Annotated in this window: 15 protein-coding genes; 5 read left to right on the top strand and 10 right to left on the bottom strand. The window is 71.8% G+C overall.

Annotation, left to right across the window (positions count from 1 at the left end; all coding sequences use genetic code 11):
- Positions 1–67 precede the first annotated feature (67 nt).
- Positions 68–466, bottom strand: a complete 399-nt coding sequence (locus tag ACQEV2_RS32205) for a RidA family protein (RefSeq protein WP_433049316.1) — start codon at positions 464–466, stop codon at positions 68–70.
- Positions 463–1653 (bottom strand): acyl-CoA dehydrogenase family protein, encoded by a 1191-nt coding sequence (locus ACQEV2_RS32200; RefSeq protein ID WP_433049313.1) that lies wholly within the window; start codon positions 1651–1653, stop codon positions 463–465. The genes ACQEV2_RS32205 and ACQEV2_RS32200 overlap by 4 nt, the downstream gene beginning before the upstream one ends.
- Before the next feature lie 199 nt (positions 1654–1852).
- Here ACQEV2_RS32200 and ACQEV2_RS32195 point away from each other — a divergent pair, with 199 nt between their 5' ends.
- Entirely contained in the window at positions 1853–3466 is a 1614-nt protein-coding gene (locus ACQEV2_RS32195) for an AMP-binding protein (protein ID WP_433049310.1), read from the top strand.
- A gap of 15 nt (positions 3467–3481) precedes the next feature.
- Entirely contained in the window at positions 3482–4294 is an 813-nt protein-coding gene (locus ACQEV2_RS32190) for a PaaX family transcriptional regulator (protein WP_433049307.1), read from the top strand.
- A gap of 86 nt (positions 4295–4380) precedes the next feature.
- On the opposite strand, the gene ACQEV2_RS32185 is transcribed toward ACQEV2_RS32190, so the two are convergent.
- Both ACQEV2_RS32185 and ACQEV2_RS32180 read right to left on the bottom strand, forming a co-directional pair.
- Complete coding sequence (locus ACQEV2_RS32185) at positions 4381–6747, bottom strand: bifunctional salicylyl-CoA 5-hydroxylase/oxidoreductase (protein WP_433049304.1); 2367 nt, start codon at positions 6745–6747, stop codon at positions 4381–4383.
- A 2-nt stretch (positions 6748–6749) separates the two neighbouring features.
- Positions 6750–7577 (bottom strand): enoyl-CoA hydratase family protein, encoded by an 828-nt coding sequence (locus ACQEV2_RS32180; protein WP_433049301.1) that lies wholly within the window; start codon positions 7575–7577, stop codon positions 6750–6752.
- A 315-nt stretch (positions 7578–7892) separates the two neighbouring features.
- Between ACQEV2_RS32180 and ACQEV2_RS32175 the strand changes: the two genes are divergently transcribed.
- Positions 7893–8345, top strand: a complete 453-nt coding sequence (locus ACQEV2_RS32175) for an ATP-binding protein (RefSeq protein ID WP_433049298.1) — start codon at positions 7893–7895, stop codon at positions 8343–8345.
- A gap of 113 nt (positions 8346–8458) precedes the next feature.
- Here the strand turns inward: ACQEV2_RS32175 and argF are convergent, their stop codons facing one another.
- The 4 genes from argF to ACQEV2_RS32155 form a co-directional block, all read right to left on the bottom strand.
- Positions 8459–9466 carry an ornithine carbamoyltransferase gene (argF, locus tag ACQEV2_RS32170; protein WP_433049295.1) on the bottom strand — a complete coding sequence of 336 codons (1008 nt, stop codon included), beginning with the start codon at positions 9464–9466 and terminating at the stop codon, positions 8459–8461.
- Positions 9467–9525: 59 nt separating this feature from the next.
- Positions 9526–10749, bottom strand: coding sequence for an arginine deiminase (locus ACQEV2_RS32165; RefSeq protein WP_433049292.1), 1224 nt, complete (start codon positions 10747–10749; stop codon positions 9526–9528).
- Between the two features lie 160 nt (positions 10750–10909).
- A complete protein-coding gene (locus ACQEV2_RS32160; protein WP_433049289.1) occupies positions 10910–13477 on the bottom strand; it encodes a polynucleotide kinase-phosphatase in 2568 nt (855 codons plus the stop codon).
- The gene (locus tag ACQEV2_RS32155) at positions 13474–14961 is read right to left on the bottom strand and encodes a 3' terminal RNA ribose 2'-O-methyltransferase Hen1 (protein WP_433049286.1); all 1488 of its coding nucleotides are present in this window, start codon (positions 14959–14961) and stop codon (positions 13474–13476) included. Before ACQEV2_RS32155 ends, ACQEV2_RS32160 begins: the two co-directional genes overlap by 4 nt.
- A gap of 140 nt (positions 14962–15101) precedes the next feature.
- On the opposite strand from ACQEV2_RS32155, the gene ACQEV2_RS32150 reads away from it, so the two are divergent.
- Both ACQEV2_RS32150 and ACQEV2_RS32145 read left to right on the top strand, forming a co-directional pair.
- Positions 15102–17276 carry a hypothetical protein gene (locus ACQEV2_RS32150; RefSeq protein ID WP_433049283.1) on the top strand — a complete coding sequence of 725 codons (2175 nt, stop codon included), beginning with the start codon at positions 15102–15104 and terminating at the stop codon, positions 17274–17276.
- Between the two features lie 91 nt (positions 17277–17367).
- Positions 17368–18366: a nucleotidyl transferase AbiEii/AbiGii toxin family protein gene (locus tag ACQEV2_RS32145; protein ID WP_433049280.1), complete on the top strand. Its 999-nt coding sequence runs from the start codon at positions 17368–17370 to the stop codon at positions 18364–18366.
- 113 nt (positions 18367–18479) lie between these two features.
- Here ACQEV2_RS32145 and ACQEV2_RS32140 read toward each other — a convergent pair whose 3' ends face one another.
- Both ACQEV2_RS32140 and ACQEV2_RS32135 read right to left on the bottom strand, forming a co-directional pair.
- The gene (locus ACQEV2_RS32140) at positions 18480–19403 is read right to left on the bottom strand and encodes an LLM class F420-dependent oxidoreductase (RefSeq protein WP_433049277.1); all 924 of its coding nucleotides are present in this window, start codon (positions 19401–19403) and stop codon (positions 18480–18482) included.
- A 1091-nt stretch (positions 19404–20494) separates the two neighbouring features.
- Entirely contained in the window at positions 20495–20965 is a 471-nt protein-coding gene (locus tag ACQEV2_RS32135) for a DUF6099 family protein (protein ID WP_433054925.1), read from the bottom strand.
- Positions 20966–20975: the final 10 nt, after the last annotated feature.

The following is a 20975-nucleotide window of genomic DNA, read 5'->3' as shown; positions in this document are numbered from 1 at the left end:
TGCGTATGAGCAATCCCTGCGCATGAGCCGGCCCTGCGCATGAGCCGGCCCTGCGCATGAGCGGGCTCTACGGCAGTACGGCGAACCCGTCGAGCTCCACCATCGCCTGTTCGTCCCAGAGGCGTACGACTTCGACGACCGCCATCGCCGGGTAGTCACGCCCCGCCAACTGCCGCCACAGACGGCCGAGTTCGGCCGCCTGGGCGCGGTACGCGGCGACGTCGGTGGCGTAGACGGTGAGCCGGGCGAGGTGGGCGGGGGTGCCCCCGGCGGCGGCGAGTGCGGCCAGCAGGTTGGCCAGGGCCCGCTCGAACTGCTCGGGCAGGGTGTCACCGGTGACCTTGCCGTCCGCGTCCAGGGCGGTCTGCCCGGCCAGGAAGACGATCCTCGAGCCGGTGGCGACGACCGCGTGGGAGAAGCCGGTGGGCGGGGACAGGTCGGGCGGGTTGACGCGCTCGGTGCTCACTGACCGGCCTCCATGGTCGCGTACAACTCCTTGGCGATGATGCCGCGTTGGACCTCGCTGGCGCCCTCGTAGACGCGCGGGGCGCGGACCTCGCGGTAGAGGTGTTCGAGCAGGTGGCCGCGGCGCAGGGCACGGGCACCGTGCAACTGGACCGCCGTGTCGACCACGTACTGCGCGGTCTCGGTGGCGAGCAGTTTCGCCATCGCGGCGCGCTTCGGGACGTCCGGGGCGCCTTCGTCGTACGCCGTCGCCGCCGCGTACACCATGAGACGGGCCGCCTCCATCCGCAGGGCCATCTCGGCGACCTGGTGCGCGACCGTCTGGAGGTCCTTCAACTTGCCGCCGAAAGCGTCCCGTTCGCCCGTGTGGGCGAGGGTGGCGTCCAGGGCCGCCTGTGCCATGCCGACGGCGAAGGCGCCGACGCTGGGCCGGAAGAGGTTCAGCGTGCCCATCGCGACCCGGAAGCCGCGGTCGGGCTCGCCGAGCAGGTCGTCGGCGGTGACGGGGACGGCGTCGAAGGCGAGGGTGCCGATGGGGTGCGGGGACAGCATGTCGAGGCCCGCTCCGGTGAGGCCGGGGCGGTCGGCCGGGACCAGGAAGGCGGTGACGCCGCGGGCGCCGGCGCCGGGGGTGGTGCGGGCGAAGACGGTGTAGAAGTCGGCCTCGGGAGCGTTGGAGATCCAGCACTTCTCCCCGGTGAGCCGCCAGCGGGCGGGGCCGTCGCTCTCGGCGGCGAGTGAGGCGGCCGGCGCCTCCGCCGGCCCTCCCGGCCGCGAGGCCTCCCGTTCCGCCCGCAACTCCAGCGCCGCCGCGTCCGACCCGGCCCCCGGCTCGCTCAGCGCGAAGGCAGCCACCGCACTGCCCTCGGCCACCCTGGGCAGCCAGCGCTCGCGCTGGGCCGGGGTGCCGTACGCATGGACGGGATGCGCGCCCAGGCCCTGGAGGGCCAGCGCGGTCTCCGCCTCCGTGCAGGCGTACGCGAGGGACTCCCGCATCAGACACAGGTCGACCGCTCCCGAGGTGAACAGCCGCTCCAGCAGGCCCAGTTGACCGAGTTCGGCCAGCAGCGCGCGGTTGACGTGCCCGGGTTCGCCCTTCTCCGCGAGCGGGCGCAGGCGTTCGGCGGCCAGGGTGCGCAGCTCTGCACACCAGGCGGTTTGCGGCGGATCAAGTGAGAATGCGGGCATTGCCGACCTCCCAGCGGAGCCGTCAACGACGGCCCCTTCGACGAGCCCTGTGACGGACCCCTTCAACGAGCCCTGTCCGACGATATCGCGCACCATTGACTGTCGTCACCAACACGATACGCTCCCTGTGCGAGCCCACCACCACGCCCAGAAGCACGACGCCCACAAGGCAGCCCACACGGCAAGGGGGCGAACCGCCATGGCCGGTCTGCACCGCTCCGCCCACGTCGACACCTTCGCCCGCGAGCATCTGCCGCCGCCCGACCAGTGGCCCGAGCTCCGCTTCGACCTGCCGGGGCTGCGCTACCCCGAACGGCTCAACGCCGCTGCCGAGCTGCTCGACGGCCCTGACGACGAGCGGCCCGCGTTCCACACCCCGTCCGGCGCCACATGGACGTACGGCACACTGCGCGCCCGCGTCGACCGGCTCGCACATGTGCTCACCGACCACCTCGGCGTCGTCCCGGGCAACCGGGTGCTGCTGCGCGGCCCGACCACGCCGTGGCTGGCCGCCTCCTGGCTGGCGGTGCTGAAGGCGGGCGCGGTCGCCGTCACCGTGCTGGCCCAGCAGCGCCCGCACGAGCTGCGGACCATGTGCGAGATCGCCCAGGTGCGGCACGCGCTGTGCGACATCCGGACCGTCGACGACCTCGCCAAGGCCGAGATACCCGGGCTGCGCATCACCACGTACGGCGGCGACGCCCCCGACGACCTGCTGCGCCGCCCGGCGCCCGACACGCCGTACACCGCCGCCGACACGTCCGCTGACGACGTCGCCCTCATCGCCTTCACCTCCGGCACCACCGGACGGCCCAAGGGCTGTATGCACTTCCACCGGGATGTGCTCGCGATAGCAGACACCTTCTCGGAACATGTGCTGCGACCACATGTGGGCGATGTCTTCGCCGGCAGTCCCCCGCTCGGCTTCACCTTCGGACTCGGCGGGCTCGTCATCTTCCCGATGCGGGCCGGCGCCAGCGCCCTGCTCCTCGAACAGGCCGGACCCAAGCAGTTGCTGCCCGCGATCGCCGCACACCGGGTGTCCGTGCTGTTCACCGCGCCGACGGCCTACCGCACGATGCTCGACGAACTCGACTCGCACGACATCAGCTCCCTGCGCCGCTGCGTCTCCGCGGGTGAGAACCTGCCCGCCGCCACCTGGCAGGCCTGGCACGAGCGGACCGGGCTGCGCATCATCAACGGCATCGGCGCCACCGAGCTGCTGCACATCTTCATCTCCGCGGCCGACGAGCACATCCGGCCCGGGACGACCGGGGTGCCGGTACCGGGGTGGCACGCGCGCGTGGTCGACGACGACGGCCGGGAGAAGCCCGACGGGGAACCGGGGCTGCTGGCCGTGCGCGGGCCGGTCGGCTGCCGCTATCTCGCCGATCCCCGGCAGCGCGAGTACGTGCGCGACGGCTGGAACATCACCGGCGACACCTACGTCCGGGAGAGTGACGGCTACTTCCGCTATGTCGCTCGCGCGGACGACATGATCATCTCGGCCGGTTACAACATCGCGGGCCCGGAGGTCGAGGAGGCGCTGCTGCGCCATCCGGACGTGCTGGAGACGGCCGTGGTGGGGCGGCCCGACGAGGCGCGCGGACAGGTCGTGGTGGCATACGCGGTGCTCAGGGAGGGTGCGCGACGGGACGCGGAGGCGCTGCGCGCCTTCGTCAAGGCGGAGCTGGCGCCGTACAAGTGCCCGCGCGAGATCGTCTTCCTGGACGCGCTGCCGCGCACCGCGACCGGCAAGCTCCAGCGGTTCCGACTGCGCGCCGGCGGGCACCCGCTGGGTGACCAGCAGTGATCCGTACGACCTAAGATGATCAACGTGTCCGACCAGCATGCACCACGGTCTCTCATCGTCACGCTCTACGGCGCCTACGGCCGCCACATGCCCGGCCCGGTGCCGGTCGCCGAGCTGATCAGACTGCTGGCCGCGGTCGGCGTGGACGCCCCCTCCGTACGGTCGTCGGTGTCCAGGCTGAAGCGGCGCGGGCTGCTGCTTCCGGCCCGTACGGCACAGGGCGCGGCCGGATACGAACTGTCGCCGGACGCCCGGCAGTTGCTCGACGACGGCGACCGGCGCATCTACACCACCGCGCCGCCCGAGGACGAGGGCTGGGTGCTCGCGGTGTTCTCGGTGCCGGAGCCGGAACGGCAGAAGCGGCATGTGCTGCGCTCCCGGCTGGCCGGACTCGGCTTCGGCACGGCGGCCCCCGGCGTGTGGATCGCGCCGGCGCGGTTCTACGAGGAGGCCCGGCACACGCTGCAACGGCTGCGGCTGGACGAGTACGTCGACTTCTTCCGCGGCGAGCACCTCGGCTTCGCACCGACCGCCGAGGCCGTCACCCGCTGGTGGGACCTGGCCGCGATCGCCAAGGAGCACGAGGCGTTCCTCGACCGGCACGCGCGCGTGCTGCACGACTGGGAGCGACGGGAGGACACCCCGCCCGAGGAGGCGTACCGCGACTACCTCCTCGCCCTGGACTCCTGGCGCCACCTCCCGTACACCGACCCCGGCCTGCCCCCCCGGCTGCTGCCCGAGGACTGGCCGGGGGCACGCTCGGCGGCCGTCTTCCGGGGACTGCACGCACGCCTGCGGGACGCGGGGGCCGTGTTCGTGGGCCTGTGAGCCAGGCACACCCAGGACCCCCAACGCGGTGCAGGTGGAGCGGGGACTGCTGTGAGCGTGGTGACCGCGGCGACGACGGCCACGCCTCACCCGCCGAGCGTCAAGCGGGGCTTGGGTGCGTCCGTGCGGCCGGTCTGCGGGCGGCGGCTGCCCGCCCGGTACGGGGCCGGCCAGACGACGCCCGGCCCCTCGTAGCCCTGCTCGGCCGCCGCGTGCAGCGTCCAGTGGGGATCGTAGAGGTGGGGACGGGCGAGGGCACACAGGTCCGTACGGCCCGCCAGGATCAGGGAGTTGACGTCGTCCCAGGAGGAGATCGCGCCGACGGCGATCACCGGCAGGCCGGTGGTGTGACGGATCCGGTCCGCGTACGGCGTCTGGTACGACCGCCCGAACACCGGCTGCTCGTCGGCCACCACCTGCCCGGTCGACACGTCGATCGCGTCGGCGCCGTGCGCGGCGAAGGCGCGGGCGATCTCGACGGCGTCCTCGGCCGTCGTGCCACCCTCGGCCCAGTCGGTGGCGGAGATACGGACGGTCATGGGCCGTTCCTCGGGCCATACGCCGCGTACGGCGTCGAAGACCTCCAGCGGGAAGCGGAGCCGTTTGCCGAGGGAGCCGCCGTAGGCGTCCGTGCGGAGGTTGGTGAGCGGCGAGAGGAAGCTGGAGAGCAGGTAGCCGTGCGCGCAGTGCAGTTCGAGGAGGTCGAAGCCGGCGCGGGCGGCGCGCCAGGCGGCTGCCGTGTACTGCTCGCGGATGTCGGTGAGTTGGGCGCGGGTCAGCTCGCGCGGAGTCTGGCTGTACGGCTTGTAGGGGATCGGGGACGGGGCCACGAGCGGCCAGTTGCCCTCGTCCAGGGGCTCGTCGATGCCCTCCCACATCAGCTTGGTCGAGCCCTTGCGCCCGCTGTGGCCGAGCTGCACGCCGATCGCGGTGCCGGGTGCCTGGGTGTGCACGAACTGGACGATCCGCTTCCAGGCCTCGGCCTGCCTGCCGGTGTAGAGGCCGGCACAACCGGGGGTGATCCGCCCCTCCGGGCTGACGCAGACCATCTCGGTCATCACGAGGCCGGCGCCGCCGAGCGCGCGGGCGCCGAGGTGGACGAGGTGGAAGTCGCCGGGGACGCCGTCCGTGGCCGAGTACATGTCCATCGGGGACACGACGACGCGGTTGCGCAACGTCAGACCGCGCAGCCGGAACGGGGTGAACATCGGCGGCGTTCCGGGCGGGCAGCCGAAGGCGCGCTCCACGGTCTCGGTGAAGTGGGCGTCGCGCAGGCGCAGGTTGTCGTGGGTGACGCGACGGCTGCGGGTGAGCAGGTTGAAGGCGAACTGGCGGGGCGGCTGGTCGAGGTAGAGACCGAGGTTCTCGAACCACTCCAGGCTCGCGCGGGCGGCGCGCTGCGTGGAGGCGACGACCGGCTTGCGCTCCTCCTCGTACGCCCGCAAGGCGCTTGCGAGGTCCGGCTGTTCCTCCAGGCAGGCGGCGAGCGTGAGGGCGTCCTCGACGGCGAGCTTGGTGCCGGAGCCGATGGAGAAGTGGGCGGTGTGGGCGGCGTCGCCGAGCAGGACGATGTTGTCGTGCGACCAGCGTTCGTTGACGACGGTGCGGAAGGTGGTCCAGGCCGACTTGTTGGACTTGAGGGGCCGTCCGCGGAGCGCTTCCGCGAAGATCTTGGCACAGCGCTCGACCGACTCCTGCGGGGTGACTTCGTCGAACCCGGCCGCGTGCCACACCTCCTCGCGCATTTCGATGATGACGGTGGAGGCGTCGGCCGCATAGGGGTAGCCGTGCAGTTGCATCACGCCGTGCTCGGTCTCGGCGATCTCGAAACGGAAGGCGTCGAAGGCGAAGTCGGCGGCGAGCCAGATGTAGCGGCAGTGGTGGGTGGCCACATGGGGGCGGAACACATGGGCGTAGGCCTCACGGGTAGTGCTGTTCACACCGTCCGCGGCGATGACGAGGTCGTATGTTTCCGCCAGCCAGGCGGGGTAGGGGGCTTCGGATCGGAAGCGGAGTTCTACGCCGAGGTCGCGGCACCGGTCGTGGAGGATTTCCAGGAGCCGTTTCCTGCCTAGTGCGGCAAAGCCGTGTCCTGAGGAGGTTTGGCGGGTGCTTCGGTGGACGATGTCGATGTCGTCCCAGCGGGTGAAGTGCTGTTGCAGGGCCTCGTAGACGACTGGGTCGGCGTGTTCGATGCCGCCGAGGGTTTCGTCGGAGAGGACTACTCCGAAGCCGAAGGTGTCGTCGGGGGCGTTGCGTTCCCAGACGGTGACTTCGCGGGAGGGGTCGAGGCGTTTGAGCAGGGCGGCGGCGTAGAGGCCGCCGGGGCCGCCGCCGATGATTGCGACTCGTAGGGGGTGGTCGGTGTCGTTGGGCGGCTGCGGCTGCGTTGTGGCTGGTCGCGCAGTTCCCCGCGCCCCTTTGGTTGGCACAGCCCCGTCAGCCGGAAACATCCCTACCTCCCCTGCCACTTCGGTGGACGCTTCTCTGTGAAGGCCGCGTGGAACTCTGCGTAGTCCTCGCCGTTCATCAAGAGGGCCTGCGTGGCCGCGTCCATCTCCACCGCAGCCGCCAGCGGCATGTCCAGCTCGGCCGTCAGCAATGCCTTCGTCTGGGCGTACGCCAGGGCCGGGCCGTCGGCCAGGCGGCGGGCGAGGGCTTGGGCTGCCGCATCCGCCTGGCCCTCTTCCGTCAGTTCACTGATCAGGCCAACACGCTCGGCCTCCGGGGCGCGGACCTGTTCGCCCAGCATCAGCAGCCGGGTCGCGTGACCGAGACCCACCACCCTCGGCAGGAGATACGCCGCGCCCATGTCGCCGCCCGACAGGCCGACCCGCGTGAAGAGGAAGGCGAAGCGGGCGGTGGGGTCGGCGATCCGGAAGTCGGCCGCGAGGGCCAGTACCGCCCCCGCCCCCGCCGCCACCCCGTGCACGGCCGCGATCACCGGGAACGGGCACTCCCGTACGGCCCGCACGACCTGCCCGGTCATCCGGTTGAAGTCGAGGAGCTGGGCGGTGTCCATGGACATGGTCGCGCCGATGATCTCGTCGACGTCGCCGCCGGAGCAGAAGCCGCGCCCCTCACCGGCCAGCACCAGGGCCCGTACCGCCTTCTCCCGGGACAGCTCGGCGAGCAGATCGCGCAGGTCGGCGTAGGCGCCGAAGGTGAGCGCGTTGAGTTTCTCGGGGCGGGCGAGGGTGACGGTGGCGACCCCGTCGGCGTGCTCGACCCGCAGATGCTTCCAGTCGGAAGTGCGGGCGGCGGAGCCGGTGAAGGGACTCATGACGTGCGGCCTCCTCGGGCGGACGGCGGGCACTGGCTCACTGAGCTCTACCCTTCGAGCTCTACCCCTCGAAGTTATCACCCAACTTTGACTGTCGTCACGGCTACGCAATAAGCCATCCGGGTGACCCGGCCCCGTCACATCCGTCACGGCTCGTCGACACCCCCGTAACGGCGGGATCAGCCGTGCGAGGCCGACCGTTCACCCGGGTAAGCCGCCCAGCAGTCGGGGCCGAAGGTCCCGAACGGCGCCCGCCGGACGTCTCTGCAGGGTGGCGCCGTACCATTCATAGGTTGAAAGCAGGACAGCCTGCGCATGAACGGACCCGCCTTGCACGATCGCTCCGCCGCCTCCGCCTCCTGGCGCATCGCGCTGCCGCACACCGCCGCGGCCGTGCCCGTCGCACGCGCTCTGGTCCGTACGGCGCTGGCCGAGCTGGAGCACGCCGCCGACAGCGACACCGCGGAGCTGCTGACGGCGGAACTGGTCGCGAACGCCGTGGAGCACACCGCGGGGGACGGCCCGATAGAGCTGGTGGTGGAGCTACTGCCGTCCGGCTGCCAGGTCGAGGTCCACGACCCGGACCCGGCGCCGCCGGGCAATCTCACCCGGCCGGCCGAGGGTGAGCCCGACCCTTGGCAAGAGCACGGGCGCGGCCTGCTCCTGATCCGCACCCTGAGCTCGTCCTGCGGCCACCGTCCGACCGGGTCGGGCAAGGCGGTGTGGTTCAAACTGCCGACCGTACCGGCTCAACGCCGCCCGTCGTGACGCGCCCCTGAGGGGCGCGCGGCTGTGTTGAATCTGCGGCTTCCGCCGCGTGGGAGCGACCAGCCACATCGGACCGGCAGTCGGCAGGCGGCCCGCACCCTACGGCGCAGCCCCTAGCCCAGCGTCGCCACCAGCACGGCCTTGATCGTGTGCATCCGATTCTCCGCCTCGTCGAAGACCACCGAGTGCACCGACTCAAACACCTCGTCGGTCACCTCGAGCGACTCCAGACCGTGGCTCTCATAGATCTCACGCCCGACCTTCGTGCCGAGATCATGAAAGGCCGGCAGGCAGTGCAGGAACTTGACGTCCGGGTTCCCGGTGGCGCGCAGCACGTCCATGGTCACGGCATAAGAGCCGAGCGCGGCGATCCGCTCGTCCCAGACCTCCTTCGGCTCCCCCATGGAGACCCACACGTCGGTGGCGACGAAGTCGGCGCCCGCGACGCCCTCCTCGACGGCCTCCGTGAGGGTGATGCGCGCCCCGCTGGTCTCGGCGAGTTCGCGGGCCCGGTCGACGATCTCCTGGGCGGGCCAGTAGGTCTTCGGGGCGACGATCCGTACATCCATGCCGAGCAGGGCGCCGGTGACCAGGTAGGAGTTGCCCATGTTGAAGCGGGCGTCGCCCAGGTAGGCGAAGGCGATCTCCTTGAGCGGCTTGGCGCTGTGCTCGGTCATCGTCAGCACGTCGGCCAGCATCTGGGTGGGGTGCCAGTCGTCGGTCAGGCCGTTGTAGACGGGCACGCCCGCGTACTCCGCCAGCTCCTCCACCTTCTGCTGGCTGTCCCCGCGGTACTCGATCCCGTCGTACATCCGCCCGAGCACGCGCGCGGTGTCCTTCACGGACTCCTTGTGTCCGATCTGCGAGCCCGAGGGGTCCAGGTACGTCGTCGAGGCGCCCTGGTCGGCGGCCGCGACCTCGAACGCGCAGCGCGTACGCGTCGAGGTCTTCTCGAAGATCAGCGCGATGTTCTTCCCCCGCAGGTACTGCGTCTCGGTCCCGGCCTTCTTGGCGGCCTTCAGCTCCGCGGCCAGCTCGACCAGCCCGCGGAACTCCTGCTCGGTGAAGTCGAGCTCCTTGAGGAAGTGGCGGCCGGCGAGGGCGGTCGGGACAGTCGCCATGGGGGCGCTCCAGAGGTACGAGAACAGGACGCTGGAAGTCTATACGACCTTCGGCATTTCTATACGGCCACCCGTTCGACCGGACAGCTCATGCACCGCGGACCGCCCCTCCCCCGCCCCAGCTCGCTGCCCGGAATCTCGATCACCTCGATGCCCTGCTTGCGCAGATGCGTGTTGGTGGTGGAGTTCCGCTCGTAGGCGACGACGACACCCGGCTCGACGGCCAGCACATTGCAGCCGTCGTCCCACTGCTCACGCTCGGCCGAGTGGACATCCTGGGTCGCGGTCAGGACGCGGATCTCGCTGAGGCCGAGGGCGGCGGCGATCGCGCGGTGCATGTGCTCCGGCGGATGGTCGGTGACCTTCAGCTCCTTGTCGCCGGCGCCCGGTTCGATGGTGTATGAGCGGAGCATGCCGAGCCCGGCGTACTGGGTGAAGACATCGCCGTCGACCATCGTCATCACGGTGTCCAGGTGCATCAGGGCACGCCGTTTGGGCATGTCGAGGGCCACGATCGTCTCCGCGGACCCCGCGGCGAACAGCTTGTGGGCGAGCATCTCGACGGCCTGGGGGGTCGTCCGCTCGCTCATGCCGATCAGAACCGCCCCGTTGCCGATCACCAGGACATCGCCGCCCTCGATGGTGGAGGGATAGTCCGCCTGCCCCTCGGACCAGAAGTGGAACGTTTCCTCGCGGAACAGCGGATGGTGCCGGTAGATCGCCTCGAAGTGCACGGTCTCACGCTGCCTGGCCGGCCAGCGCATCGCGTTGACCGAGACGCCGTCGTAGATCCAGGCGGAGGTGTCACGGGTGAAGAGGTGGTTGGGCAGGGGCGCGAGGAGGAAGTCGTCGAGCTCCATGACATGGAAGCGCACGGAGGTCGGCTCGGGATGCGCCTCCAGGAACTCCCGCTTGGTCATGCCGCCGACGAGCGCCTCGGCCAGCTCGCGCGCGGGCAGGCCTTCGAAGGCGGCACGGAGGTGGTCGGTGGCGAGCACCCCGTACTCCTTCTCGTCGAAGACCCGGTCCAGGACGAGCTTCCTGGCCGCCGGGATCTCCAGGGCCTCGGTGAGCAGGTCGCCGAAGAGGTGGACGGCGACACCACGGTCGCGCAGCACATCGGCGAACCCGTCGTGCTCGGCGCGCGCCCGGCGCACCCACAGCACGTCGTCGAAGAGCAGCGCGTCCTTGTTGCTGGGGGTGAGCCTTTTGAGCTCGAGATCCGGCCGGTGCAGGATGACGCGGCGCAGCCGCCCGGCCTCGGAGTCGACATGGAATCCCATGCCTCCATCCTGACCATCGAGGGCCGTATTCACCCCCCACTTGCCCCTTTCTTGTTTTCGTCCCCTTGACGACAAGCGGGCCGAGCGATTATCGTCTGAGTGACGAGAAACGTGGAGGGGATTCGCGTACGGCACGCGCGACGCGTTCTCGCGGAGGGGATCACATGGCCGACATCACCCGGCGCCTGGGTTGGCGCCATCTGCGGGGCGCGCCCACGGCACACATCCGCCACCACCGCGGCGGAAAGCTGCTGCACGACGGCCCCGGGCTCAGCTTCTGGTTCCGGGCGCTGACCGCCGCGCTCTCCGAAGTGCCGGTCGACGACCGGGAGTTGGCGATGACCTTCCATGCCCGTACGTCCGACTTCCAGGACGTGGCCGTCCAGGCGACGGTCATGATCCGCAGGTACTCCCGGCCCCGGCACTTGATGCCCGGCTGGACCAGACGGCCTTCCCCACTTCGCACCACCGCCCCGAGCGGCTTGACGACCATGCCCTCACCGCCGCGGCCCGTCATCTCCAGCCACCAGTCGACGCCGGCCTGCACCGACTCCGGGTCGCCGGTGTCGACGTACAGGCGCCGGGTGGTCTGGAGCAGACCGGTGCTGTCGTGCTCCACCAGCCGGTCGAGGAGCGCGAGCTGCTCGTCGTGCGGCAGGGCGGCGAGGCTGCGGCCCTGGACCGCCAGGATCTGGAAGGGGGCCAGGCGTACGCCGTCCAGGCCGTCCGTCGTCCAGCAGTAGCGGCGGTACGCCTCCGTGAACGCGGCCGCGTCCGAGGCCCGTTCGCGCTGGCGCGCCAACAGGTCGGTCACGTCGATGCCGCGTGATGCCGCGCCCTCCAGCGCGGCCAGCGCGCCCGGGAACGCCGCTCCGGAAGCGGCGCCGACCGCCGCGTACTGCGAGCGCAGCAGTCCCGACGCCTTCAGCGACCACGGCATGAGCTCGGCGTCGAGCAGCAGCCAGTCGGTCTGGAGGTCGTCCCAGAGGCCGGCCTCACCGACCGCCGTACGGACCCGCTCCAGGATCGTCTCCGTCACCGACTCGTCGTCGAAGAACGGGCGGCCGGTGCGGGTGTACAGCGACCCGGTGGGACCGTCCACGCCGAAGCGCTTGCGTGCGGCCTCCGCGTCCCGGCACACCAGCGCCACCGCCCGCGACCCCATGTGCTTCTCCTCGCACACGACCCGCTCGACGCCGTCCTCCTTGTACTGCGCGAAGGCCTCCGCCGGGTGCTCCAGATAGCCGTCGATGTGCGAGGTCGCCGTGGGCGCCATGGTCGGCGGGAGGTACGGCAGCAGGCGCGGGTCGATCGCGAAGCGGCTCATGACCTCAAGGGCCGCCGCCGCGTTCTCCTCACGGATCGAGACGCGGCCCTGGTGCCGGGTCTCCACTACCCTGCGCCCGTGCACGTCCGCCAGGTCGAGCGGCCGCCCGTCGTGCCCGCCGGGTGCCTCGGTCCGCAGCGGCTTGGCCGGCTCGTACCAGACCTGCTCGGCCGGTACGTCGACCAGCTCCCGTTCCGGCCAGCGCAGCGCGGTGAGCTTGCCGCCGAAGACGGCGCCGGTGTCCAGGCAGATGGTGTTGTTCAGCCATGTGGCCTCCGGCACGGGAGTGTGGCCGTACACCACGGCCGCCCGGCCTCGGTAGTCCTCGGCCCACGGGTAGCGCACCGGCAGCCCGAACTCGTCGGTCTCCCCGGTGGTGTCGCCGTACAGCGCGTGCGAGCGGACCCGCCCCGACGTACGGCCGTGGTACTTCTCCGGCAGACCGGCGTGGCAGACGACCAGTCGGCCGCCGTCGAGGACGTAGTGGCTGACCAGCCCGTCGATGAACTCCCGTACCTCCGCCCGGAACTCCTCGCTCTCGGTCTCCATCTGCTCGATGGTCTCGGCGAGTCCGTGCGTGTGCTGGACCTTGCGGCCCTTGAGGTAGCGCCCGTACTTGTTCTCGTGGTTGCCGGGCACGCACAGCGCGTTGCCCGACTTGACCATCGCCATCACACGGCGCAGCACGCCCGGGCTGTCCGGGCCGCGGTCGACGAGGTCGCCGACGAAGACGGCGGTACGGCCCTCGGGGTGGACGCCGTCGACGTAACCCAGCTTGCCCAGCAGTGTCTCCAGTTCAGTGGAGCAGCCGTGGATGTCGCCGATGATGTCGAAGGGACCGGTGAGGTGGGTCAGGTCGTTGAAGCGCTTCTCGGTGACGACGGTGGCGTTCTCGATGTCCGCCACGCCCCGCAGGACGTGCACCTTGCGGAAGCCCTCGCGTTCCAGGTGGCGCAGGGACCGTCGCAGTTCACGCGTGTGCCGTTGGATGACGCGGCGCGGCATGTCGGCGCGGTCGGTGCGGGCCGCGTTGCGCTCGGCGCAGACGTCCTCCGGCACGTCGAGCACGATGGCTATCGGCAGCACGTCGTACCGCTTGGCCAGGTCGATCAGCTGCCGCCGGGCGTCCTGCTGCACGCTGGTGGCGTCGACGACGGTACGGCGGCCGGCGGCCAGGCGCTTGCCCGCGATGTAGTGCAGGACGTCGAAGGCGTCCTTCGTCGCGCTCTGGTCGTTCTCGTCGTCGGAGACCAGGCCGCGGCAGAAGTCGGAGGAGATGACCTCGGTGGGCTTGAAGTGCCTTCGCGCGAAGGTGGACTTGCCGGAGCCGGAGGCGCCGATGAGCACGACGAGGGAGAGGTCGGTGACGGGCAGGACACGCCCGTTCGCTGCCTGAGTCATGCGGCCTTCGCCTCCTTCTTCTCGTCGTTGACGTTCGTCGTGGCTGTGTTCATCTCGAACACGGCCATCTGTGTGGGTGGCCCCACCTCGGGGTCGTCGGGCCCGACGGGCACGAACTCCACGGCGTACCCATGCCGTTCGGCCACGGCGTGTGCCCACGTGCGGAACTCCTCGCGCGTCCACTCGAACCGGTGGTCGCCGTGCCGGACGTGGCCGGCCGGGAGGCTCTCCCAGCGGACGTTGTACTCGACGTTCGGGGTCGTCACGAGGACGGTCCTCGGGCGGGCGGAGCCGAACACCGCGTACTCCAGGGCGGGCAGCCGGGGCAGGTCGAGGTGCTCGATGACCTCGCTGAGCACGGCGGCGTCGTAGCCCTTGAGCCGGCTGTCGGTGTAGGCGAGGGAGCCCTGGAAGAGCTTCACGCGCGAGGCCTGCCGCTCCCCCATCCGGTCCAGCTTGAGCCGTCGACCGGCAATCGTCAGCGCCCGCATCGACACGTCCACACCGACGATCTCGGTGAACGCCGGGTCCTTGAGCAGCGCCTGCACCAACTGGCCCTGCCCGCACCCGAGATCGAGCACGCGGGCGGCACCGGACGCCTTGAGCGCGGCGGTGATCGCGTCCCGGCGCTGCACGGCGAGCGGCGTCGGCTTCTCCTCGGCCTCGCTCTCGGCCTCGACGGCGTTGTCGATGTCCTCGACCTCGCTGTCGTCGGCCTCCGCGAGCCGCACCAGCTCCAGCCGCTCCATGGCCTCGCGGGTCAGCGACCAGCGGCGCGACAGATACCGGCTGGTGATCAGCTTCTGCTCCGGGTGGTCCGGCAGCCAGCCCTCACCGGCACGCAGCAGCTTGTCGACCTCGTCGGAGGAGACCCAGTAGTGCTTGGCGTCGTCGAGGACGGGGAGGAGGACGTAGAGGTGGCGCAGGGCCTCGGCGAGGGTCAGCGCCTCCGACTCCAGGACGAGACGGACGTAGCGCGAGTCGCCCCACTCGGGGAACTGCACGTCCAGCGGCACGGGTTCGGCGGTCACCGCCCAGCCGAGCGGCTCGAACAGCCGTCGTACAAGCTCCGGACCGCCCCGGGCGGGCAGCGCGGGCACCTCGATGCGCAGGGGCAGCGGCTGGGCGGCGCGCTCCGGGCGGGCGTTGCACACGCCCCGCATCGCACTGGAGAAGACGCCGCTGAGGGCTACCGCGAGCAGCGACGAGGCCGCGTACGGGCGGTCGTTGACGTACTGCGCGAGCGCCGCGTCGGGCGCGCCGCCCCGGCCCTTGCCCTTGCCACGCCGGACCAGTGCCACCGCGTCGACCTCCAGCAGCAGCGCCGCCGTGCAGCGCTCGGCGTCCGCCTCGGGGTAGAGGACGTGCGCCGTGCCGTAGGAGGTGGAGAACGCCTGCGCCTTCCCGGGGTGCTTGTGCAGCAGGAAGCCGAGATCGGTGGCGGGGCGGTCCGGGGTGCCGGTGGTAGTGATCGTCAGGAACACGGTGGGTTGGCCTTTGGATAGGGTCTGAGCTGCGCATGTGCGCCGCCTGTACAACGTACAGAGCGTGCGTGGGAACCACCCGGGGTTTTTCGCCCCGGCCCGCGAACCGCGTTGTCAGTGCCCTCTGTCAAGATCCGGCCATGGATCTCGCGGATGCCCTCACCGGGCTCGACGACCGGCCCTGGGCCGCCCTGCAGCACGCGTACGGCAGTGCGGAGGACGTGCCTGCCGTGCTGCGTGCGCTGACCGACGACGACGCCGAGGCGGCCGGGGCGGCTCTGCATGAGCTCTACGGCAACATCTGGCACCAGGGGACGGTGTATGCGGCCACGGTGGAGGCGGTGCCGTTCCTGGCGCGGCTGGCGGCGGCCGGGTGCCGGAGCGCCGATGTGCTGGCCCTGCTCGGCTCCATAGCCGAGAGCGACGACGAGCACGAGGTGGCCCGCGGCGCGTGCCGCGGCGCCGTCGCCGCCCAGCTTCCCCTCCTGCTCCCGCTGATGGACGCCGAGGACGCGCAGGTGCGGCAGGCGGCGGCGTGGATGTCCGGGCACACCGCCGCGCGGGACCGGGCGTGGCCGGCGCTGGAGCGACGGTGGGCCGTGGAGCGGGAGCCGGTCGTCCGGGCGGAGTTGCTGACCGCCATGACGCGGCTGGGCCCCGAGGCGAGTGCGGATACGGCCGTGGCGGCACTGGATCCGGCGGGTCCGCCGGAGCTGCGCATCGCCGGCGTGCTGGCCTGTCTGGATGCGGGTCTGCCCTGGGACGCGGCCCTCCTCGACGCGACCCTCTCGGTGCTCCCCGCCGACGACCTGGTCTCGGAGCGGTTGGACGAGGATCGGCGTGAGCCGCTGCGGGCGGTGGTCGACGCCCTGCTGCGCCGGGGCACGGAGGAGGACCGGGAGGGCGCGTTCGTGCTGCTGGAGGCCGCTTTGGCGATTCCGGGGCCCGAGGTGCGCGCGGAGGCGGTGTGGGCCGCCGACCGCGCCTGCATGATCTCGCGGGCCGCCCCGGCGCGGCTGCTCCCCCGCCTGGTGTCCCTTCTCGACGACCCGTCGTCCGCGCCGGACGTTCTGAGGCTGCTGCACAAGGTCGCGGACCTGGCGACGGGTTCGGGGGCGGACGCTCTCGCCGAAGCCCTGGCCCGCCTCGCCACCGGTCCCGAGGCCGACGACCTGGCGGACAGCGCACTGGCGGCCCTCGTGACCGCCGCTCCCGCACGCGCCGCGCGGCTGCTCGCCGCCGACCTGCCCCGGCGCCCTCGCGCGCTCGCCGTGGCGTCCGGGTCCCGCGGCATCGGTACGGCGGACGAGGCGACGATGCCCTTCGAGCCCCTGCTCCTCGACGCGGTCCGCCGCCGCCTCGCCGACCCGGAGGTGCGCGGCAACGAGCCGATCCACCTCGCCCTGCTGCTGGCCTCCTGGGGCGCGCAGGCCTCCGCCGCGGTGCCCGAACTGCTGGACGCGCTGCCCCGCGTTCCGCTCGCCGGGCCGAAGGCGCTGGTGGCCGTGTGCCCCGCCGAGGGCCCGGTGCGGGTGCGCGTCGAGGACCGGCTGCGCGAGGCTGCGGACAAGGGGCCCGAGGAGGGCCGCCTCGCCGCGGCGCACGCCCTGTACGAAATGACCGGCGACACGTCCGCGCTCCGTACGGCCATACGCTCCCGGCTCGCCGGCCATTCCTACGATGTCCGCAACGCCGCCGGGCACGCCGCCGAACTGGGGGCGGCCGCCCCGGAGTTGGTGCCCGACCTGCGCGCCGCGCTCAGCGACCCCGGAGAGCGGCGGGGCACCCCGCAGTTGGACGCCGACGTGCGGCTCGCCGAGGCACTGTGGCGGATCACCGGCGATGCCTCAGAGGCCGTAGGGATCCTCGGCACGGTGCTCGCGGAGTCCGACGGGCCCTGGTTCACCTGGACGGGAGTCCGGGCCGCACGGCTGGCGGCACGGCTCGGTCCCGCCGCGCGCCCCCTGCGCCCGGCACTGGAGCGCATACTCACCACGCCCCTGCACGCACCCGCCGGCGCACTGGCCCTGCTCGCGATCGGCGTCGAGGAGGAACTGCGCCGGACGCTGGCCGATCCGGTGCTGGTCGCGGCGGAGCACAACGCCGACCCGGACACGGCATTCGAGGCGCTCCTGTCGCTGGGCAGGCGTCACCTCACGGACGACCACCTGAACCGGCTGGGCGCCCTGGCCGACGGTGATCGACGGGTGGTGAACTCCGGACTGGAGGACCAGATCATCCACGCCGACGAACGGCTGCGTACCCGGGCCCGTGACACGCTCTCGGCGCTGGACGGCCGGGCGGAGCCGAAGTGAAGGAGTGCGCGGGGGAGTTCGTCGTCCACGACGACGGCCCGGACCTGGACCGAGGCTGGATCGACGAGAGCACGGGCAGGGGCTGAGCACCGTGACGGACCGGCCGACCGACATGGCCGCCGGCACCTCCGCCCGCCTGCGGTGGCGCCGGGCCCGCCGCGCGGCACTCGACCACCTGCTCCGACTGGTCGCGGAGTCCTCGCTGGCCGACCGGTTGGTGCTGCGGGGCAGCATGGTGATGCCGGCTTGGGTGGGGGCCGGGGCGCGGGAGCCGGGGGACCTCGACTGGATCGTCCCGCCCCCGCTGATCGTGCCGATCGACCCCTTGGACCCGTATCCCTACGTGGACGACCTGGCGGTGGTCCAGCAGTGGCCGGAGGCCGCCGACGGTGCCGGCGCGTACGAGATGTGGAAGCAGGAGGAGCACGACACCCGGGGACTGCGAGCCGTGCAGCCCCCGGAGGGCCTGTACTGGATCCACCGACCCGAGCCCGAATCCGAAACCGTGCCGCCGCACAGGGAGTTGCTCGACCTCGTACGGCAACGGCCGATCGCCGCTCCGGGCGTCGTCCTCGACCCGGACGCGGCCCGCGACGACGGCACCTGGACCTACTCCGAGTACGACACCCCGGGTGTCCGCGTGACGGTGCCCTGGCGCGCCGACGGCCTGCCGCCCGGCGAGGCCCGCATGGACTTCGCCCGCGACGAACGGCTTCCGCAGGCGCCCGTGTGCACGGCGGTGCCCCGCGCAGACGGCGGCGCGCCCGCCGTGGTGCGGACCGCGAGCCGAGAGCTGTCCCTGGCCTGGAAGCTGCTGTGGCTGCACACGGACGCCGCGACCGAGGGAGGGGCGCAGGGCAAGGACCTGTACGACGCCGTCCTGCTCGCCGAGTCACGGGGCATGCGGCTGCCCGCGCGGCTGCTGCGCACGGTGTTTCCGCCGGGGATGGCGCCGCCCACCGGGGACCTGGTGCGGTCGTGGTCCGTGGAGTGGGAGTCCTTTCGCGCGGAGCACCCAGCGGTGCAAGGGTCCGCCGAGGAGTGGCTGGACCGGCTGTGCCGTGCGCTGACCTCGGTGACCGCGCCGTAGCGAACGGCGGCACGGCCCAACGGCCACGCGACCGGCCACGGCGGGGCGTACGCGCCACGGCCCCCGGGCCACGTGGTCCCGAGGGCCGCGAACGGAGGCATCCGTAAGGGGAATTACGACAGCTGCGACTGAACCTGCGAGGAGATGAGCTCCAGGTGGTCCAGATCGTCGAGGTCGAGGACCTGGAGGTAGATCCGCCGCGAGCCGATCTCCTGATACCGGCCGATCTTGTCGACGACCTCGTCCGGGGATCCGGCGAGCCCGTTGAGCTTCAGCTCGTCGACCTCACGCCCGATCGCGGCGGCGCGCCGGGCGACCTCCTGGTCGTCCTTGCCCACGCACACGACGAGGGCATTGGAGTAGACGAGGTCGTCCCCCTTGCGGCCGACCTCCTCGGCGGCGGCCCGCACTCGCCCGAACTGCCGCTCGCTGTCCTCGATCGAGGCGAACGGCATGTTGAACTCGTCGGCGTACTTTCCGGCCAGCCGCGGGGTACGGCTGGCGCCATGACCGCCGATCAGGACGGGGATCCTGTCCTGGGCCGGCTTGGGCAGGGCGGGCGAGCCGGTGAGGTCGTAATAGGCCCCGTGGAAGTCGAAGGTCTCACCGACCTTGGTCGCCCACAGTCCCGTGACGATGGCGAGCTGCTCCTCCAGCCGCCCGAACTTCTCCTTCGGGAACGGGATGCCGTACGCCTTGTGCTCCTCCTCGAACCACCCTGCGCCCAGGCCGAGTTCGACGCGGCCGCCGGACATCTGGTCGACCTGGGCGACCTGGATGGCGAGGACGCCGGGCAGGCGGAACGTGCCGGCGGTCATCAGGGTGCCGAGGCGGATCCGCTTGGTCTCCCGTGCGAGGCCCGCGAGGGTGATCCAGGCGTCGGTAGGGCCGGGAAGCCCGTCCACTGAGCCCATCTTCAAGTAGTGGTCCGACCGGAAGAACGCGTCGAAGCCAAGGTCTTCGGTGGCCTTCGCCACGGTGAGGAGGGTGTCGTAGGTGGCCCCCTGCTGGGGCTCGGTGAAGATGCGAAGATCCATACCTCCATCCTGCACGCCGCGGCACCGGTCGGCCTCACGGGTCCCCCCGGCCCTCGCCTCCCCGGTCGGGTGAATTCCGTCAACGCCCTTGCCGGCCGCCGGCCCGGGCCAGTGACCGGCCCCGACGGTGATCGTTGGCTCGGTCGGAGCCGGACCGCCCGGCGCCCGCGCCGGCCGGTGACCGCCGGAGCGTCAACGTGTCGGCCCACGCTCTGTCCGGGCCGGAGGCCGAGGAGGCCGTCATGTCCGAGGAATCCACACCGCAGCAGGCCGGTGGCGCCGGTCAGCCGAAGGGGCTGCTGCAGCAGATGGAGGAGCTGATGGCAGCGCTGAACGCGGACCTGTCGGCCCTGGATGCGGATCTGCAGTCGACCGGGGGCTTGGGCGCGGGAAGCAGCAGGACGGGGAGGCCTGCTGAGGTTCCGTGGCCGGGGCTGGGGTCGGGGGCCGGGGCCGGGGGCTGGGGCCGGGGCCGGGGGCTGGGGCTAGGGCTGGGGGCTGGGGCTAGGGCTGGGGGCTGGGCGGCGTCGGTGCTTGGGGTGCCGCCGTGCCGCCCGCGACTTCCTCGCCCCCGCCGCCCCTACCCGTCCCATCCTCCAGGGGCGCCGCCCCTTCGACCCCGGTCCCTGGGGGCCTGCGGCCCCCAGACCCCCGCTTCGGCCCTGAAGGGGCCTCGTCCTCAAACGCCGGACGGGCTGAGAGATACGGGCCGGCGAGGAGAAGTGGCGGCCCCCTGCGGGTAGGTGGGGGCCAGGAACGGTTGCGGTCTCGTCCTCGAACGCCGGGCGGGCTGAGAGATACGGACGGCGAGGAGAAGTGGCGGCCCCCTGGGGGTGGGAGGGGGCCAGTGACGGTGCGACCTCGTCCTCGACGCCAGGCGGACACCTCCCGACACGACCCCGAACCACCCACCGACCCGTAGGCGTTGCGCGCACCCCCACCTCACCCGCGCAGGCCGCCGCAGGCACCCCCCGCCCAACCGCCGGAGACCCGCCGCAGGCACCCCCGCCCAACCGCCGGAGACCGCCGCAGGCACCCCCGCCCAACCGCCGGAGACCGCCGCAGGCACCCCCGTCCAACCGCCGGACCCCCTATCCCGCCTCCCTCTCCGCCAGCACCTGATCCCGATCCGCCAGTCTGCGGAGCATCTCCCGCACCCGATCCCGCGACTCGTCCGCCGCGTCGATCGCCTCCATGCACTGCCAGTACGTCGCCTCGTCATCCGCCCCGCTGGCCACACCGACCAGGGCGATCCCCACCTCCCCCAGCAGGCTCCCCAAATGCATCAGCGCCTGCCGCGCATCCCCCAGCTCCGTGAGCTGCGCGGCGCGTAAGTCCCCCTCCGTCAGATCCGGCGCGTCCAGGACCCCGCAGCCACGCCCTGCCAGTTCCGTCAACCCGAATGCCTCACCCCGCAGTTCGGGTGGACCGAAGACCGCAAGCCGACTCCCTATCGCCTGAGCCAGGGCCTGCGCCTGCCACACCTCGGTCATGATCTCCGGCGCGCCCCGACTACCGGCCAACGCACGTCTGCTCGTCACGATGAGCCGCACCGCGTCCATCCGCTGTCCC

Source organism: Streptomyces sp. CA-251387 (assembly GCF_050936625.1).
Taxonomy (GTDB): domain Bacteria; phylum Actinomycetota; class Actinomycetes; order Streptomycetales; family Streptomycetaceae; genus Streptomyces.
Note: the sequence above shows the minus strand (reverse complement) of the source record. Positions and strands in the feature narration are given on the sequence as shown.